The following is a 16,991-nucleotide window of genomic DNA, read 5'->3' as shown; positions in this document are numbered from 1 at the left end:
AATGACAAAAGAGTGTTATCACTGCGGTGAAGATGTACCAGCCAACACTGATTTTAAAGTCGAAATTTTAGGGCAAGAACGTGAAATGTGCTGCCCAGGTTGCGAATCTGTTGCTCAAACCATTGTTGAAAGCGGGCTCGTTTCTTACTACCAATATAGAACGGCACCAGCCGAAAAAGCCGATCTGGTTCCAGAGCAGCTTAGAAACCTCATCCACTATGACAACGAAGAAGTTCAATCTGAATTTGTTCGCCAGTCAGAACATCAATCAGAGGTGACATTGTCACTTGATGGCGTGTCTTGCGCCGCTTGTGCATGGCTCATTGAAAAACAGCTAGTTAATCAATCCGGTGTACTCTCTATTCGAGTGAACACCACCACGAACCGTGCCATTTTAGCGTGGGATAAGACTCAAGCTAAGCTCAGTGATTTGTTGGCGACTGTACACCAATTAGGGTACAAAGCAGCGCCATTTGAAGCGGACCAACAAGAAGCGTCTTATCACCGTGCGATGAAACAGTACCTTTACCGGCTTGGCATTGCTGGTTTAGCCACCATGCAAGTCATGATGCTGGCTGTGGCGCTGTACTTGGAAGTATTCGGTGATTTAGATGCAGAATTCAAACAGTACTTTCGTGTTGTGAGCTTGATTTTTGCTACCCCTGTGCTGCTTTATTCTGCACTTCCATTTTACTTAAATGCGTGGCGTAGCTTAAAAGGGCGAACGCTGGGTATGGATGTTCCAGTCTCTATCGCCCTTATCTTTGCCTATGTGGCAAGTTTGGTGGCGACGGTGACAGAGCAAGGTGAAGTCTTTTTTGAATCAATCACCATGTTTACCTTCTTCTTGCTGCTCGGGCGTTTTTTGGAAATGCGAGCAAGAAGAAAAGCAGCCGCGGCCAGTGCTAATTTACTGAAACTTATTCCCTCAATGGCAACGAAGTTGGATGGCACCCAAGTTCCAGTTAAAACGTTAACGATTGGCGATCAGGTAAGAGTGTTACCCGGAGAGCACGTTCCCGCGGATGGCATTATCTTAAAAGGTCGCGTACATATTGACGAATCTATGTTAACTGGTGAATCCATTCCAGTCGTGAAGAAGCAAGGCGACACGGTGTTCGCAGGTACGTTGAACGGCGAAGAGTCGTTTGAATTGGAAGTGAATACCAGTAAAGCAAATTCGATGATCTCCAACATAGTCAGGCTGCAAGATGAAGCTCAAATGTCTAAGCCTAAGATTGCGCAAGTTGCGGATGTCGTCGCTCGATACTTTGTTGCCGTCATTCTGATTGTAGCGGCTTGCACTTGGGCCTATTGGCATCAAACACAACCAGAGGACGCTTTCTGGATCATGCTGGCTGTACTTGTTGCAACCTGCCCTTGTGCGCTTTCACTTGCCACCCCTACTGCGATCACATGTGCCACCTCTCGTATGGGAAATTTAGGGATTCTTCTTCGTAAGGGGCATGTGTTTGAAACTCTGTGTAAAGTCAATCATTTGGTTGTTGATAAAACAGGCACCCTAACAGAAGGTAATATTCAGATAGATCGCACCGAAGTTACTAGTAACCATTTCTCTGAAGAGGAATGTCTAGCGGTTGCGGCTTCACTAGAGAATCATGCAAACCACCCTATTGCTAAGGCATTTAAAGCGTTTGCAGATACAACAATCGAAGTGGATCAAGTCGAAAATAAAATTGGCTTCGGCATTGTGGGTCTATACAAGGGGCAACCTTGCAAAATCGGAAGTGCGAATTTTGTATTGGGACAAGAAACCGAGTCGAAACAACCGTGTGTGTATCTATCCGTCAATGATTCTCACGTGGCTACTTTCTACTATCACGATCCTATCCGTGAGCAAAGCCAAGTACTTATTTCTAAACTAGCAGAGGCGGGAATCAAAACGACCCTCCTTACAGGCGATTCTTTGAATAATGCACAACCTGTTGCGAACGCAATGGGGATTGAATCTGTGGTAGCCAGCGCCAGCCCACAAGAGAAACTGGAGTTCTTGTCAACACTCAAGGATCATGAGGTTTCTCTGATGATAGGTGATGGTATTAACGACGCACCTACCCTTGCAGGTGCTCACCTTTCAGTAGCAATGGGAGGCGGTGCTGATGTCGCTAAGTCTTCAGCTGATATGGTGTTGTTAGGGGATAAACTTGATAAATTGATTGAAGCACGTTTACTTGCCCTCAAAACACGCAAAATTATTAGGGAAAACCTTGCGTGGTCGCTAGGATATAACTTATTGATATTGCCTTTAGCGGTAGCTGGACTCGTGGCACCTTATATCGCCGTTGTTGGAATGTCTGCCAGTTCAATCATCGTTGTTACCAACTCACTCAGGTTGCTTAAAGAAAATGGCTAGTCTTTATATTCTTATCCCCATCGCAATACTGCTTGTATGCCTAGCTGTTGCGGTTTTCTTATGGGCAGTAAAAAGCGAACAGTTTGAAGATTTGGAACGTCAAGGGCACAACATTTTGTTCGATGAAGATGAAACGCATGAAAAAGCCAAGCCGAAGCCACACAATAATGATCCAGAGTAATTCTTAAATGGCTGATTGGTTAGGGGCATTGTTGATTGGAGTTCTTGGTGCGGGGCACTGCATGGGAATGTGTGGGGGCATTGCTTCTGCCGTTGCTGTAGGAAGCTCCAACGCCTCTCGAATACTGCTCATCACGCTGTTTTATAACTTAGGTCGTCTATCATCTTATGCCTTTACCGGAGCACTAATTGGTGGTGCCATCTCATCTATCGCTCAGTTTTCTGACTTCAATCTAGCACTGACCTATCTACGTTTAGTTTCCGCCGCGTTCATGATTTTACTCGCCCTGTATATCGCAAAGTGGTGGCAAGGCTTATTGGTAATAGAGAAGCTGGGCCAAGGTGTATGGAAATTTGTTTCACCTGTGGGGAAAAAGCTTCTTCCGCTACGCTCGCCACTTCACGCATTTCCATTTGGTTTTGTATGGGGATGGTTGCCTTGTGGATTGGTTTACTCAACCTTAACGTGGGCGGCGGTTTCCGGTAGTGCTTTAGATGGTGCTCTTATTATGTTTGCATTTGGCTTAGGTACCCTACCTGCCATGTTATTGGTTGGTTTAAGTGCCGTTAAGTTTCAAAAGTGGCAAAGAAACGAAATTTTTCGCCAGTGCGGGGCTCTTCTCTTATTAGTGTATGGGAGCTACACCGCCTATGATGCAATCTCATTACTTTCATAATTTGTCACATCTCTATGTTTCTATGCCTTTTTTTTCACTACCCTTTAGTATTAGGAAGTGGTAAAATATTGATGTATATCAAAATAGCGTTTGGGTGTTATGATTTCAAATAAGCCAGCAACAAATAGAGTTCAGTCCGGTGGATGTGCCATTCACTGTCAAGATTGTAGTATTAGCCAACTCTGTATTCCTTTCACTCTCAATGAATCTGAGCTCGATCAACTAGATGAAATCATTGAAAGAAAGAAGCCTATCCAGAAAGGTCAGGAGATATTCAAAGCAGGTGATGAACTAAAATCACTGTATGCAATACGCTCTGGAACCATCAAAAGTTACACCATTACTGAACAAGGCGATGAGCAGATTACTGCATTCCACCTTGCCGGTGATTTAGTTGGCTTCGATGCCATTAACGATAATTCTCACCCCAGCTTTGCTCAAGCACTTGAAACATCGATGGTGTGTGAAATTCCATACGAAATTTTAGACGATTTATCTGGCAAAATGCCAAAGCTTCGCCAGCAAATTATGCGTTTGATGAGTAATGAAATCAAAGGCGACCAGGAGATGATCCTACTTCTTTCTAAGAAGAATGCTGAAGAAAGGCTTGCTGCATTTTTATACAACCTCTCTACTCGCTTTTCTCAGCGTGGATTCAGCCCTAGAGAGTTTCGCTTAACCATGACACGTGGTGATATCGGTAACTACTTGGGCTTAACAGTTGAAACCATCAGCCGTTTGTTAGGTCGCTTCCAAAAAGCCGATATGCTTAGCGTAAAAGGCAAGTATATTACGATTTTAGATCATGATGCGATGCAAGAACTTGCCGGCGTATCAAGCGATTAATCCTATAGTTGGATCATAGTTTCATCTAAGTGGCTCAGTTCTGAGCCACTTCATATTTCTCTCGTATATTTTCCAGTTTCCCTAAATATTTTTACTCATTTAAGCTACAGTTATCTTAAGATTAGCCTCTAACCTTTTGGTTTCTAAGGAGCTGTTATGAGTATTTACAATAAGATTCTCGTTGTTGCAGATGTCAATAATGACCAGCAGCCAGCGCTAGCCAGAGCAATTCAGCTGAGCGAAAGCAGTCGTTCAGAAAGCCATATTACGTTTTTTCTTTCTATTTATGATTTCTCTTATGAAATGACATCAATGCTTTCGATGGACGAGAGAGATGCAATGAGACGCGGCGTTATTCAGCAGCGAGAAGCATGGATGGAAGAAGTTGCCCAACCCTATCTTAATGATTCAGTGAAATTTGATATTAAAGTGGTTTGGCACAATCGCCCATATGAAGCCATCATAGGTGAAGTGTTTGCTGGAGCGCATGAAATAGTAGTGAAAGCGACACGTAAGCATGACGTGCTTGAATCTGTCATATTCACACCGACAGATTGGCACATTCTGCGTAAGTGCCCTTGCCCTGTCCTTCTTGTGAAAAATCACGACTGGCCAGTGAATGGTAACGTGATGGCTTCGATACATGTTGCTTCAGAAAACCCTACCCACCAAGATTTAAACGATACGATGGTAGAGCAACTGCAAGACATTAGTAGCCGTTTAAACGCCAAATTTGCATTGGTCAATGCCTACCCTGTTACGCCTGCAAATATCACCATAGAGTTACCAGAATTTGATCCCACAACTTATAGCGACGCAGTGCGTGGGCATCATTTGACGGCAATGAAAGCGTTACGTCAAAAGCATGGTATTGATGAAAGTGATACTCGAGTTGAGCAAGGTTTGCCTGAAGAAGTCATTCCTAAAATAGTGGACGAGCTTGATGCAGGTCTTGTGATCTTAGGAACGACGGGCAGAACAGGTTTATCTGCCGTATTTATTGGTAATACTGCTGAACACGTCATCGATAAAATTAACTGCGATGTTCTGGCTTTAAAGCCTAATGGCTATATAAGTCCACTTGATCCAAATCAATGAGTTTCACCCAGAAACCTTAATTTTCACAGAAGCTTCAAGGTAGTTTGGACATGTAAATAGGCAAGCGTTGGCTTGCCTGTTTTGTTTGTAGGAAGATGAACTCTTAGTGGCTACTGTGAATAGCACTTAAAACACTGGTATCTATCTTGGATATCCGTATTATACGCACTTCAAATTATTGTCGAAATAACAACAGAAAAACTGGATATGACTGAGCAAAGTAACGAGCGCACAAAAGCTCAACAATACAACTTCAATAAGTTGCAAAAACGCATTCGTCGCAACACCGGAAATGCCATTAGAGACTTCAATATGATTGAAGAAGGCGACCGCATTATGGTGTGCTTGTCAGGTGGTAAAGACAGTTTTACGATGCTCGACATTTTAATGAGTTTGCAAAAAAGCGCACCAGTTAACTTTGAACTGGTGGCAGTTAACCTCGATCAGAAGCAACCAGGTTTTCCCGATCACATTTTACCTGACTACTTGGAAGGTTTAGGTGTTGAGTACAAGATTGTTGAAGAAGACACTTACTCAATCGTTAAAGACAAAGTACCTGAGGGAAAAACTACTTGCTCACTTTGTTCTCGCCTTCGTCGTGGTATTTTGTATCGCACAGCTAAGGAGCTTGGAGCGACAAAGATAGCTTTAGGTCACCATAGAGACGACATTCTTGAAACCATGTTCTTAAACATGTTCTACGGTGGGAAGATAAAAGGTATGCCACCTAAACTGGTGTCTGACAATGGCGAACACGTCGTAATTCGTCCTCTGGCGTACTGCCGCGAGAAAGACATCATCAAGTACTCTGAGATGCGTGAATACCCAATTATTCCATGTAACTTATGTGGTTCTCAGCCAAACCTTCAACGTCAAAACGTTAAACACATGCTGAATACGTGGGATAAGCAATTCCCTGGTCGTATTGAAACCATGTTTACTGCAATGCAGAATGTTGTCCCTAGCCATCTCGCTGATTTCGAACTCTTTGATTTTAAAACAATCAATCGCGACTCAGGTGTGATCAACGGAGGTGATATTGGCTTTGATAAAGAAGACATGCCTGCGGTTCAAAACTCAGATGAAGATGCGGTAGAGTTTGACCCTAAATTACAGCTAGACGTGACAAATATATAATTTGAAGAACACATAAAAGGGGCTCGTATAGAGCCCCTTTTTTTGTGCTTACTCTTCTTTCCTTGCCCATTCAGGCAGCCAATCGCCATGGGCGATTCTAAGTTCGTGTACTAATTGCCATATCTGGTCTAGATCCAATTCTGCTGCCGTGTGCGGATCCATCATAGCTGCATGGTATATGTGCTCAGGGTTTTCCGTCATCAACGCTTCAACAACAAGCGCCTGAACGTTCACACTACTTTGAATTATTGCGTTTAGCTGAGGGGGCAAATTACCTATTTTTGTTGGCTGAATTCCCATGGCATCGACCAAGCAAGGGACTTCCACAGCACAACCTTGAGGCAGTGAATCAATGAGACCTTTGTTGGGCACATTCCCATAGATGACTTCAGGAACGTTTGTCCATACTGCGTTGATGATTGCAGAAGCATACTCGTTACTTTTATCTAGATCGATGGTTTCTTCCGATAACAGCTTTTTGGATTGCTCCTGCCATTGCTCTATTTGTTCGACACATCGCTTCGGGTATTCATCCAGTGGGATTTGAAATTTATGAATAAGATCATCCCTACCCGATTTAATAAACCAAGGTGTGTACTCTGCAAAATGCTCAGAACTTTCGGTTACATAATACCCAGTACGCTTAAGCATCTCATATCGAACCAGATTTTTGCAGCGAGGCATTTCTTGGCTTTCGGGTCTTGGGTAAACACCAGACTCATAGCCTTCAAGAAGTTTCGGATATAAGTCAGCGTATTCACCATTCTCTAAACGTTCTTCAAAATTCAGAAAAAATGCGATGTGATTAATACCCGCGCAACGGAATCGAATTTTATCAATGGGTATTTGCAGGTCAGAAGCTAAACTCTCAGAGGTATGCTGAACTGAATGACAAAGCCCTACTTGTTTGATTTGGGGAAATTTTTCCGCAATTGCCCAAGTATTGATTGCCATTGGGTTTACATATTGAAGAAGTATCGCTTCAGGGCACACTTCAAGCATATCTTCGCATACCGACCATAAGTGAGGTACGGTGCGCAACCCACGCATGATGCCACCAACGCCAAGTGTATCTGCTATTGTTTGCTCTAAACCAAACTTTTTTGGTATCTCAAAGTCGGTCACTGTGCAGGGTTCATAACCACCGATTTGAAAAGCGACAATCACAAAATCAGCGTCTTTTAACGCGTCTTTCTGACCTAAATGAGTAGAGAGAGTCGCATCACACTTCAGTGTAGAAATCATTTTCTCGGCGACCGCTTTTGATTCATCTAGACGGTCCTGATCGATATCCATTAATGCAACATGAGCGCCTTGCAAGCGTTCACGTTGTAAAATATCACCGACAATGTTTTTCATAAACACCGTAGATCCGGCACCAATAAAGGCGATTTTTGGGTATTCTTTCACTTATGTCATCCCTGTTCATGCTGGTATACGTTGATTATTGGTTAACAAACTTACAGATACCTCCTAAATTACAAACAAAACTTCCGGAAAGTAAATTTTTTCTTGCTGACACCTACTCTTACTGACAAAGTGAATGAGTGCCCAAGTTTTAAAACGTGATTAATAACTCCCAACTTAATAGGTTTTATGCAATGAAGCAGTCGATACCCTCTCATGAGTATTCCAGTACCTATCGGGTGGAAGATCCTGATTACCCGAAAGATTGCGGGATTGTGGTGGAAGATATAAAACCCAGAGCCTTTGAAGCGTCTTATTACCATCACCATGCCTCTATTGAAATGAACTATCTACATGATGGGGCGATGACATATTCCTTTTCAGGAAAAGAGGTCAAATTAAAAAGTGGGTGTTTTACTCTGTTTTGGGGAGCTAATCCCCATCGAGTTGTATCCGTTGATGGCGCAACTCGAATAACAAACGTGTACATATCACTGTCGCAATTATTGCAATGGTCATTGCCTCCGGAGTTTATAGACGCAGTGTTAAGCGGTGCTGTGGTGTGTACACAAGAATCCAACCCGCTCGACCATCAGATAGTTGAGCGCTGGGCAGAGGAACAAAATCGAAATGCAAATTGGCGTAGGCTACACGCGCTGGAAGTCGAGTCTCGCTTACTGCGACTTGCTAATGAAGGTTGGAATACGATGTTACGTCGTAACAAAGTCGATAGTGAAACCATTGTTGGCGGCAAAGCTATTCTTCATTTCGAATCAATGTTGCGCTTTATCAGTGAGCATTTTTCATCCCCCATAGGCTTGCAAGACGTCGCACAAGATATTGGGGTGTCTAAGGGGTACGCAATGGCTTTGTTTCGCAAACTATTGGGGAAAACCATTAAAGAACACCTTACCGATCTCAGAATGTATCACGCGAAAATGTTGTTAGCGGAATCAGATACAAAAATTGTAGCAATCGCATTAGACAGCGGGTTTGGGTCTCTTTCTGCGTTTTATGATGCCTTTCAAAAACAGGAGGGAATCTCGCCGGCAGCATTTAGGAAGCAAAGCCTTGTAGGACAGAGATTCCACTCCAACTCGTAAGCTGGAGTGAATCACTTGGTATTGAATCTAGTCTGCTTTAGGAAGATAAGGTAGGACTCTCGTGGTTTGCGCTGGCAAAGTAAAGCTCTCGCCTTTCTTGAGGTTGTTGAGCGCAAAGTATGCTCTGCCATTAACGATCTCGACCGACTTTCCATTTGGAAGCGTAATTTCACTATTCAGGCTATCGGCAAATTCCAACGTAACTCCTTCTACATCTGGAGTGAACCAACTCGCAAACATGCCGCCCAAGTCTTCTAGCATCACCTGCATTTGGGGCAGTAGCTTTTCAATATCTTCGTATTTTACTGATCCACTTAGCTGCTCTTTTGCCATTACAACTAACGAGAAATCACATCTTTTGTCTTTTTCAGTGCGCACAAAAACCAAAGGGTTTGCCGATTTCAAATTCTGATCAATGGGCACTTTTAGTTCGTAGCCTGAGGTATCAAATTCTTCGTAATGTTCTTCTTTTTCCATCCATGCTTTTTCGAGTAGGCAAAGCTTTTTAGAATCTGCGTCCACAAAGAACAGACCGACTTTTACATCGTCGTGCCCTTCACTCGCGTTGCTCTTCATTTGAGAGTACAACTTTGAATAAGTGAACATGTATTCTTGAGCTTGAAGTGGCAGTGCCAAGCCTAGCGAAACAGAAAAAGCGATTAGAGGGGTAATTTTCATTATTGAATTCCGAACTCAGTCCAATATTTATTGTTGTGGCGGATCATAGCTTGTAATTCATCAACATACGCTTGACCACGCTCAGAATAGTGACTTAATCCTTGTGTCAATGCGAGTGCTGTCTTCTCACTTTGTAGGTCTTGTCCAGATTGTTCAAGTTGTGAACGAATGGTGCGAAGTTCTGCATATGCTCGGTTGCGATTTACATTCATAAAGTATGCAGAAACTGAATCTTGTGCTGAACCAAATTTTGCGACTTCATGGGTTGCTCCTTCATTTCTTCTTAGTGGCACAAGACCACAGCCCTTTCTGTAGCACCATTGACCAAAAAAGTTGTTCGCTTTGGTTGCGAAGCGAGACGTTCCCCAAGCGGATTCGTTCGCTGCTTGTGTCAACACTAGGCTAGGAGGTAGAACGTTTACCCGCAACAACATTGTGTTGAGCCAATCTTCGGTAATGCCTTCTGAAGGCACAGCGTACTGATAGGCCTTCGCTAATTTCTCCGCGCTTTGCAGATGTTTTTCTGTATTGCGAGTATCACTGCCTTTGGATTTCATCGAAAGCAAAAACTGGCGTTCTTGTAATACGCGGTGGTTTTCTATTGCAATCGCAGGGTTTAGAAAACCAAAGAATGAGGATTTCTTTTCATTCACGTTTGTTATCGCGGCGAAATCCGGTTTCTTACCCACGCTTGGCAAAGGTTTAGAAACCGCCTTTTCGGTAGGCTTGGTTTGGGGTTCTTTTTCCAAAAATGGAAACAAAAACGCTGCGGCGAAAAACGCAGCAGCGCCAATTTTTAAAAGGGTTTTAAGCATCAAATGTACCGGAGTTATTCGAACCTTGTTGAGGTTTAGATGGAATGTCTGAAGCAACAATTTTAAGTTGGATACCGAACATGTTGCGATACAGAATGCCTTTCACATGGAAGAAGAAAGGTACGACAAAAATCAATCCGATTCCGTAAAGCATGGTTGCGATAAAGAACATCAAGCCAACCACTAGGTAGATACCAAAGATTGGGAATATTTTTTTATTTACTGCTCTAAAAGACAACAGCAAAGATTGCATTGGAGGAATACGCTTCTCACAGATAAGCAAAATAGAATGGCTAAATGCTATGGTGAGATAGAGTGATAGAAATGGGAGAAGCTGCCCCGCAATTCCTTGCAACAGAATACTGAACGCCGTTGCGAGAATGACAGGGATTGTGTACTGAAGCCCTTTCGCCATATGACGAGACTTAGTACGTAAACCGGCCGAGTGGCTCATGGCCATCAGACTGATGCCAGCATATAGCGGTGCGCTGATTAACTCGTAGCTGAAATTGGCATAAAAGATTGACTGAAATATTTGTGGGTCAGCCTCTTGCGGGTTTTGCACTAAAGTGAGTAACACAGTTGGATCGCCAAGTTGCATTTTTAAAGCAACAAAGAAGATTACGGCTTGTATCGCAATCAAAGCCACGATCGCGGGGGAAAATGAAAAGAAGTTTTTCATCGTATACTTCCAAGCTTCTTGAATCACTTCGCCTGGTTTCAGTTCGTATTGTCCGGAAAGAGCTTGTTCTATGCTCCCTCCTAAGTTGAAATCTTTTACTATTTCATTATTCATATGTACTTCCGGGTCAAAAGTGTGACCAAATAACGTTCTCAGTATTCATATCGCCCACTCTATGGTGAGCGTTGAAAAATACGGCGATTATACGTGGGAGTTGCTCCGTCTTAAAAGCAAGATTGCAACATCTGTTTAATTTTAGAATCAATTGCCTAATAATTGCACTTTCTTATTCATTCTTTTATTCAGATTCCATCAAATCATGAAAATTCCAGCTATATACTCAAGCTACCTCAAGGTGCAGGATTCAGAGCTCTATCTTCTGTTTCAATTCAAGCCTCTCTACTTCAAAATCAGGATGAAGAGTCCTTTCCAAGTTCTTTGACGATGAAATGGAGCAGAAGATTATCTCCCAAGGGCGAGATTGCTTGGATTTCATGCTGCGTTACCGATTTTTGATTTAGAACCACTAGATCTTCAAATCGGTGCCTTGCCTGAAAACCAAGCAATTCTCGCTGAACCTAGCATCTTGAGATAGCTTGAGTATAACCTCTGTGAATCTATGTGCGGCGGTAAGCAATTAGCTAGTCGAACGAACAGTGTTCACGTTTTAGGTAAAGCGCAGATTTTTGATATGAAACTCCAGTTTTTATGCACTCGGAAATCTGTGTGAAAAGCGTACAAATCGTTGTGTGAGAAATGGCTAATTTTAATGCCAAAAAAATTTTAGTTTTTTGTAAGAAAATGCTTTGAGAACCTCACATAGAGGCATATTATGCGCTCCCTACTCTACCAACGTTCTGGTCGTGCCAGTACTGGCTTTTAATAGGAGAAATACAGACATTGAAAAAGCCAAATCATGTTGTTCAGCTAGCGTCCATTGGAAAAAGCTTCGATGGTAAAAAAATCATTGATGAATTCAACTTAAACGTGAATCACGGTGAATTCCTGACCATTTTAGGTCCCTCTGGCTGTGGTAAAACAACGGTTCTGAGGATGATTGCAGGTTTTGAAACCTGTGACCAAGGAAGCATCCAAATTGATGATGTGGACGTCACGGCAGTACCTGCCGAGCAGCGGCACGTAAATACGGTTTTTCAAAGTTATGCCCTGTTTCCTCACATGACGGTATTCGACAACGTTGCCTTTGGGTTGCGTATGCAGAAAGTGCCGGCTTCGGATATTGAACCAAGAGTTTTCGAAGCATTAAAAATGGTTCGATTGGATCATATGGCTGCACGCAAACCTCACCAGCTTTCTGGCGGACAGCAGCAACGTATCGCGATTGCACGTGCAGTCGTAAACAAGCCGAAAGTGCTGCTACTGGACGAGTCTTTGTCTGCGTTGGATTACAAACTGCGTAAGCAAATGCAGGTTGAGTTAAAGCAGCTTCAGCGTCAATTGGGCATTACATTTGTCTTTGTTACTCACGACCAAGAAGAAGCGCTGTCTATGTCTGACCGAATCATCGTGATGAAAGACGGAAAGATTGAACAAGATGGCTCTCCGCGTGAAATATACGAAGAGCCCAAAAACCTGTTCGTGGCAAAGTTTATTGGCGAGATCAATGTGTTTGATGCAGAAGTAATCGAGCGTATCGATAGCAAACGCATTAAAGCGACAATAGAAGGTGTTGAGTCCATTGTTTACTACGATGAGGCAGTAGCAACAGGCGATAAGCTTCAAGTACTGCTTCGTCCTGAAGACTTAAGACTGGAAGAGATTAAAGAAAGTGAAACCAAGGGCATTGTTGGCCATGTGACCGACCGTACCTATAAAGGTATGACATTGGATTCGGTTGTTGAGCTGGAATCGGGCATGCGTGTGATGGTAAGCGAATTCTTCAATGAAGATGATCCAGATGTTGATCATTCATTGGGTCAAAAAGTCGCCGTAACTTGGGTTGAAAGCTGGGAAGTGGTACTGGCAGATGAACAAGACGTTTAATTTTCAAAACTCACTGAAATGGCATAGCGCTTTTAATCTACAAAAAATGATCATCGGTCTGATTGTCGGTTGGTTGGTCATTTTTGTGCTGATTCCAAATGTCATGATCATCGGAACCAGCTTTTTAACGCGTGACGAAGCAAACCTTATTGAGATGACGTTCACGCTTGATAACTATGCCCGTTTAGCGGACCCACTCTACTTCAAAGTATTGTGGCATTCCTTCTATATGGCGATTGTCGCCACACTGCTGTGTTTGGTGATTGGATACCCGTTTGCTTACATCGTGGCAAAAATGCCCGAGAAATGGCGTCCGTTTATGCTGTTTTTGGTGATTGTACCATTCTGGACAAACTCACTGATTCGCACTTACGGATTGAAAATTGTGTTGGGTACGCAAGGCATCTTAAATAAGAGCTTGTTGGCGTTGGATATTATCGATAAACCCATTCGGATAATGTACAGCGAGTCGGCTGTCATGATTGGATTAGTGTACATCTTGCTTCCATTTATGATTTTGCCCTTGTACTCGGCCATTGAAAAATTGGACGACACCTACTTGGAAGCGGCAAAAGATCTTGGCGCAAACAAACTACAAACTTTGCTCAAAGTGGTATTGCCGCTCACGATGCCGGGCATCATTGGCGGTTGTTTGTTGGTGTTATTACCAGCGCTTGGCATGTTCTACATTTCAGACTTACTGGGAGGCGCAAAAAACTTGCTGATCGGTAATGTCATTAAGAGCCAGGTACTGAATGCTCGTGATTGGCCATTTGGCGCAGCAACCAGCATCGCGCTCACTGTCGCTATGGCGATCATGTTATACGCCTACTATAGGGCTGGGAAATTGTTGAACAAAAAAGTGGAGCTAAACTGATGGGCAAGTCAATTAAGTTTAGCTTTATGGCATTAGTGTACGCGTTTTTGTATTTGCCAATCATTGTGTTGATCGTCAACTCCTTCAATGCCAGCAAATTTGGCATGAAATGGGGTGGATTCACAACCAAATGGTACGAGGCGCTTGTTAACAACGACAGCTTAATGCAAGCAGCGTGGCACTCATTGAACGTTGCCGTATTTTCAGCAACCGCAGCCACCATCATTGGTAGCCTGACGGCTGTTGCCCTTTTCCGTTATCGCTTTAAAGGGAAAGGCATGGTGAATGGCTTGTTGTTCATCGTAATGATGTCGCCAGATATTGTGATGGCAATTTCTTTACTAGCACTGTTTTTGGTTTTGGGTGTGCAATTGGGCTTCTTTACCCTTTTCTTTGCTCATATTACCTTCTGTTTACCATTTGTGGTGGTGACAGTGTATTCACGTCTCAATGGATTCGATGTGAAAATGTTGGAAGCCGCAAAAGATTTGGGAGCAAGTGAATGGGTTATATTGAAGCAGATAATATTACCCCTAGCCAAACCAGCAGTTGCAGCGGGTTGGCTGCTCAGTTTTACCCTGTCATTGGATGACGTCATCATCAGCTCATTCGTTACTGGACCGACTTATGAAATCCTGCCATTGAAGATTTACTCAATGGTGAAAGTCGGCATTTCGCCAGAAGTGAATGCATTGGCAACTGTGATGTTGGTGGTATCTCTTGTATTGGTTGTGATTTCACAATTGCTAGCAAGAGAAAAAGTAAAGTAAATTAGTGTGATAACACCAGTTTGTATTTATTCGACAGCGCAGTATAGGACTGCGCTGTTTTCTTATCTCGATTAGTTTGGAGCTAACGTTAATGAAAAAATGGGCTACTTTTTTAGCTGGTAGTGCATGTGCGCTTTCCTTACTGACTCAGTCAGTACAAGCGAACGAAAATGATGAATTGGTATTCATGAACTGGGGGCCGTACATCTCTAGCGACCTCTTAAAGCAGTTTACCGATGAAACGGGTATCAAGGTGATTTACTCAACGTATGAGTCAAACGAAACCTTGTATGCCAAGCTGAAAACACACAATAAAGGTTATGATTTGGTCGTACCTTCAACCTACTTCGTTTCTAAGATGCGAGACGAAGGTATGTTGCAAAAAATCGATAAGTCGAAGCTTTCTAATTTCACCAAGCTTGATGCCAATTATCTAAACAAGCCCTACGATCCAAACAACGAATACTCTATTCCTCATGTTGTTGCGATTACGGGTTTAGCGGTGAATACGGACATGTATGATGTAAGCCAGTTTAATAGCTGGGGCGATCTATGGAATTCCGATTTGGAAGGTCAACTGATGCTGATGGATGACACCCGAGAAGTGTTCCATATCGCGCTTCGTAAGCTCGGCTATTCAGGTAATACCACCGATGAAAAGCAGATCGATGAAGCGTATGCAGAGCTGCAAAAACTGATGCCAAATGTGCTGGTGTTTAACTCAGATAACCCAGCCGCGCCTTACCTTTCTGGTGAAGTGGGTGTTGGTATGCTCTGGAATGGTTCAGCTGCCGCTGCACAAGCAGAAGGTTTGCCGTTGGAATTGGTGTTCCCAAAAGAAGGCGGTATTGGCTGGGTGGATAACTTTGCAATCTCTTCAGGGGCAACGAATGTCGATGCTGCGCATAAGATGATCGATTTTCTACTTCGCCCTGAAATCGCAGAGCAAATTTCAAAGAACGCGGGTTACTTAACGGCAGTAAAGGAATCCAACGAGAAGTTTAAAGATGTCTCACCACTCTTTCCGTCTCAAGAAGATTTAGACCGAGTGGAATGGCAGGCAGCGGTTGGCGACAAGACAGTGAAGTATGAAGAGTACTTTATGAAGCTGAAAGCTGGTCAATAAAATATCGTTTAAACATGATTTGTAAGGGCAATTTCGATTGCCCTTTTTCATTCGTTAAAAACTGGAGTACAATTCTGCCACTTAACTCTGAGAGTGAGATCCAGATCAAATAAGTTGAGCTGGAAATAATCTCTCCCACTAACAGATAAAGGGAAAAAATGAAAAATTGCTCTAGACTGTTTGCTGGTCTTATCAGTGCTGCATCTATCCTTTCTTTCAACGCTTTTGCTGCAGACGAAGAACTGTACTTCTACAATTGGTCTGAATACATCCCAAGTGAGGTTCTAAAAGACTTTACCAAGGAAACGGGTATCAAAGTTATCTACTCTACCTACGAGTCTAACGAGAGCATGTACGCTAAGTTAAAAACTCAAGGTGCTGGCTACGACTTGGTTGTGCCATCAACGTATTTTGTTTCCAAAATGCGTAAAGAGAAGATGCTGCAAAAAATCGACAAGGAGAAACTTTCTCACTTTGCAGATCTCGATCCTAACTACCTAGATAAGTCTTTTGACCCAAGTAATGACTACTCAATTCCTTATATTTGGGGCGCGACAGGTATCGGCATCAATTCCGACATGCTAGACAAGTCGAGATTTAAAAACTGGGCAGATTTCTGGGACCCGAAATGGGAAGGCCAGTTGATGATGATGGACGACTCACGTGAGGTGTTCCACATTGCCCTTACCAAGCTGGGCTATTCCGCTAACACAACAAACCCAGACGAAATCAAAGCCGCGTATGAAGAACTGAAAAAATTGATGCCAAATGTTTTGGTATTTAATTCAGATTTCCCTGCTAACCCTTACCTAGCAGGAGAAACCTCATTAGGTATGCTTTGGAATGGCTCTGCTTACTTAGCACGCCAAGAAGGCGCGACAATTGATATTGTGTGGCCAGAGAAAGGCACCATCTTCTGGATGGACAGCCTGTCTATTCCTTCTGGCGCTAAGAACGTTGAAGCCGCTCATAAGATGATTGATTTCCTTCTTCGTCCAGAGAATGCTGCGAAAATCGCGGTTGAGATTGGCTACCCTACTCCTGTGAAAACAGCGTATCCGCTTTTGCCTAAAGAGTTTGCAAATGACCCAAGTATTTTCCCACCTCAAGAAGTGATGGAAAAAGGTGAATGGCAAGATGAAGTGGGTGAAGCGAGCACGCTTTACGAAGAGTACTTCCAAAAGCTGAAAGTAAACATGTAATTACCTGAACTTGGG

Annotated in this window: 16 protein-coding genes; 12 read left to right on the top strand and 4 right to left on the bottom strand. The window is 43.1% G+C overall.

Annotation, left to right across the window (positions count from 1 at the left end; all coding sequences use genetic code 11):
- The first annotated feature begins 1 nt into the window (after position 1).
- The 6 genes from CW749_RS19020 (at position 2) to ttcA (ending at position 6,312) form a co-directional block, all read left to right on the top strand.
- A complete protein-coding gene (locus tag CW749_RS19020) occupies positions 2 to 2,374 on the top strand; it encodes a heavy metal translocating P-type ATPase (protein ID WP_101113849.1) in 2,373 nt (790 codons plus the stop codon).
- The gene (gene ccoS, locus CW749_RS19015; protein ID WP_101113848.1) at positions 2,367 to 2,555 is read left to right on the top strand and encodes a cbb3-type cytochrome oxidase assembly protein CcoS; all 189 of its coding nucleotides are present in this window, start codon (positions 2,367 to 2,369) and stop codon (positions 2,553 to 2,555) included. Before CW749_RS19020 ends, ccoS begins: the two co-directional genes overlap by 8 nt.
- A 7-nt stretch (positions 2,556 to 2,562) precedes the next feature.
- Positions 2,563 to 3,231, top strand: coding sequence for a sulfite exporter TauE/SafE family protein (locus CW749_RS19010; RefSeq protein WP_101113847.1), 669 nt, complete (start codon positions 2,563 to 2,565; stop codon positions 3,229 to 3,231).
- A gap of 99 nt (positions 3,232 to 3,330) precedes the next feature.
- The gene (locus tag CW749_RS19005) at positions 3,331 to 4,077 is read left to right on the top strand and encodes an FNR family transcription factor (RefSeq protein WP_101113907.1); all 747 of its coding nucleotides are present in this window, start codon (positions 3,331 to 3,333) and stop codon (positions 4,075 to 4,077) included.
- 156 nt (positions 4,078 to 4,233) lie between these two features.
- Positions 4,234 to 5,175: a universal stress protein UspE gene (uspE, locus tag CW749_RS19000; protein WP_101113846.1), complete on the top strand. Its 942-nt coding sequence runs from the start codon at positions 4,234 to 4,236 to the stop codon at positions 5,173 to 5,175.
- A 207-nt stretch (positions 5,176 to 5,382) separates the two neighbouring features.
- Entirely contained in the window at positions 5,383 to 6,312 is a 930-nt protein-coding gene (ttcA, locus tag CW749_RS18995; RefSeq protein ID WP_101113845.1) for a tRNA 2-thiocytidine(32) synthetase TtcA, read from the top strand.
- A 48-nt stretch (positions 6,313 to 6,360) separates the two neighbouring features.
- On the opposite strand, the gene CW749_RS18990 is transcribed toward ttcA, so the two are convergent.
- Entirely contained in the window at positions 6,361 to 7,722 is a 1,362-nt protein-coding gene (locus CW749_RS18990; protein WP_101113844.1) for an alpha-glucosidase/alpha-galactosidase, read from the bottom strand.
- Between the two features lie 191 nt (positions 7,723 to 7,913).
- Here CW749_RS18990 and CW749_RS18985 point away from each other — a divergent pair, with 191 nt between their 5' ends.
- Complete coding sequence (locus CW749_RS18985) at positions 7,914 to 8,822, top strand: helix-turn-helix domain-containing protein (RefSeq protein ID WP_201797019.1); 909 nt, start codon at positions 7,914 to 7,916, stop codon at positions 8,820 to 8,822.
- Positions 8,823 to 8,849: 27 nt separating this feature from the next.
- On the opposite strand, the gene CW749_RS18980 is transcribed toward CW749_RS18985, so the two are convergent.
- From CW749_RS18980 to CW749_RS18970, 3 genes are read right to left on the bottom strand one after another with little or no spacing between them, the layout of a single operon-like run.
- Entirely contained in the window at positions 8,850 to 9,500 is a 651-nt protein-coding gene (locus tag CW749_RS18980) for a DUF2987 domain-containing protein (RefSeq protein ID WP_101113843.1), read from the bottom strand.
- On the bottom strand, positions 9,500 to 10,315 hold the full coding sequence (locus CW749_RS18975; protein ID WP_101113842.1) for a glucosaminidase domain-containing protein: 816 nt from the start codon (positions 10,313 to 10,315) through the stop codon (positions 9,500 to 9,502). Before CW749_RS18975 ends, CW749_RS18980 begins: the two co-directional genes overlap by 1 nt.
- Entirely contained in the window at positions 10,308 to 11,111 is an 804-nt protein-coding gene (locus CW749_RS18970) for a hypothetical protein (RefSeq protein ID WP_101113841.1), read from the bottom strand. Before CW749_RS18970 ends, CW749_RS18975 begins: the two co-directional genes overlap by 8 nt.
- Positions 11,112 to 11,897: 786 nt before the next feature.
- On the opposite strand from CW749_RS18970, the gene potA reads away from it, so the two are divergent.
- The 5 genes from potA (at position 11,898) to CW749_RS18945 (ending at position 16,976) form a co-directional block, all read left to right on the top strand.
- Entirely contained in the window at positions 11,898 to 13,001 is a 1,104-nt protein-coding gene (potA, locus tag CW749_RS18965; protein ID WP_180958447.1) for a spermidine/putrescine ABC transporter ATP-binding protein PotA, read from the top strand.
- Positions 12,985 to 13,878: a spermidine/putrescine ABC transporter permease PotB gene (gene potB, locus CW749_RS18960; protein WP_101113839.1), complete on the top strand. Its 894-nt coding sequence runs from the start codon at positions 12,985 to 12,987 to the stop codon at positions 13,876 to 13,878. Before potA ends, potB begins: the two co-directional genes overlap by 17 nt.
- Positions 13,878 to 14,648, top strand: coding sequence for a spermidine/putrescine ABC transporter permease PotC (gene potC / locus CW749_RS18955; protein ID WP_101113838.1), 771 nt, complete (start codon positions 13,878 to 13,880; stop codon positions 14,646 to 14,648). Before potB ends, potC begins: the two co-directional genes overlap by 1 nt.
- A gap of 91 nt (positions 14,649 to 14,739) precedes the next feature.
- The gene (locus CW749_RS18950; RefSeq protein WP_101113837.1) at positions 14,740 to 15,774 is read left to right on the top strand and encodes an extracellular solute-binding protein; all 1,035 of its coding nucleotides are present in this window, start codon (positions 14,740 to 14,742) and stop codon (positions 15,772 to 15,774) included.
- A 158-nt stretch (positions 15,775 to 15,932) separates the two neighbouring features.
- A complete protein-coding gene (locus CW749_RS18945) occupies positions 15,933 to 16,976 on the top strand; it encodes an extracellular solute-binding protein (protein WP_101113836.1) in 1,044 nt (347 codons plus the stop codon).
- Positions 16,977 to 16,991 lie beyond the last annotated feature (15 nt).

This window comes from Vibrio sp. vnigr-6D03, assembly GCF_002835515.1.
Lineage (GTDB): Bacteria > Pseudomonadota > Gammaproteobacteria > Enterobacterales > Vibrionaceae > Vibrio > Vibrio penaeicida.
This window is presented reverse-complemented; position numbering and strand designations above follow the sequence as displayed.

Bases quoted from the DNA above. Each gene is read 5' to 3' on its own strand.
- CW749_RS19020 (WP_101113849.1), top strand. From the start codon at position 2: ATGACAAAAGAGTGTTATCACTGCGGTGAAGATGTACCAGCCAACACT.
- ccoS (WP_101113848.1), top strand. From the start codon at position 2,367: ATGGCTAGTCTTTATATTCTTATCCCCATCGCAATACTGCTTGTATGC.
- CW749_RS19010 (WP_101113847.1), top strand. From the start codon at position 2,563: ATGGCTGATTGGTTAGGGGCATTGTTGATTGGAGTTCTTGGTGCGGGG.
- CW749_RS19005 (WP_101113907.1), top strand. From the start codon at position 3,331: ATGATTTCAAATAAGCCAGCAACAAATAGAGTTCAGTCCGGTGGATGT.
- uspE (WP_101113846.1), top strand. From the start codon at position 4,234: ATGAGTATTTACAATAAGATTCTCGTTGTTGCAGATGTCAATAATGAC.
- ttcA (WP_101113845.1), top strand. From the start codon at position 5,383: ATGACTGAGCAAAGTAACGAGCGCACAAAAGCTCAACAATACAACTTC.
- CW749_RS18985 (WP_201797019.1), top strand. From the start codon at position 7,914: ATGAAGCAGTCGATACCCTCTCATGAGTATTCCAGTACCTATCGGGTG.
- CW749_RS18980 (WP_101113843.1), bottom strand. From the start codon at position 9,500: ATGAAAATTACCCCTCTAATCGCTTTTTCTGTTTCGCTAGGCTTGGCA.
- CW749_RS18975 (WP_101113842.1), bottom strand. From the start codon at position 10,315: ATGCTTAAAACCCTTTTAAAAATTGGCGCTGCTGCGTTTTTCGCCGCA.
- CW749_RS18970 (WP_101113841.1), bottom strand. From the start codon at position 11,111: ATGAATAATGAAATAGTAAAAGATTTCAACTTAGGAGGGAGCATAGAA.
- potB (WP_101113839.1), top strand. From the start codon at position 12,985: ATGAACAAGACGTTTAATTTTCAAAACTCACTGAAATGGCATAGCGCT.
- potC (WP_101113838.1), top strand. From the start codon at position 13,878: ATGGGCAAGTCAATTAAGTTTAGCTTTATGGCATTAGTGTACGCGTTT.
- CW749_RS18950 (WP_101113837.1), top strand. From the start codon at position 14,740: ATGAAAAAATGGGCTACTTTTTTAGCTGGTAGTGCATGTGCGCTTTCC.
- CW749_RS18945 (WP_101113836.1), top strand. From the start codon at position 15,933: ATGAAAAATTGCTCTAGACTGTTTGCTGGTCTTATCAGTGCTGCATCT.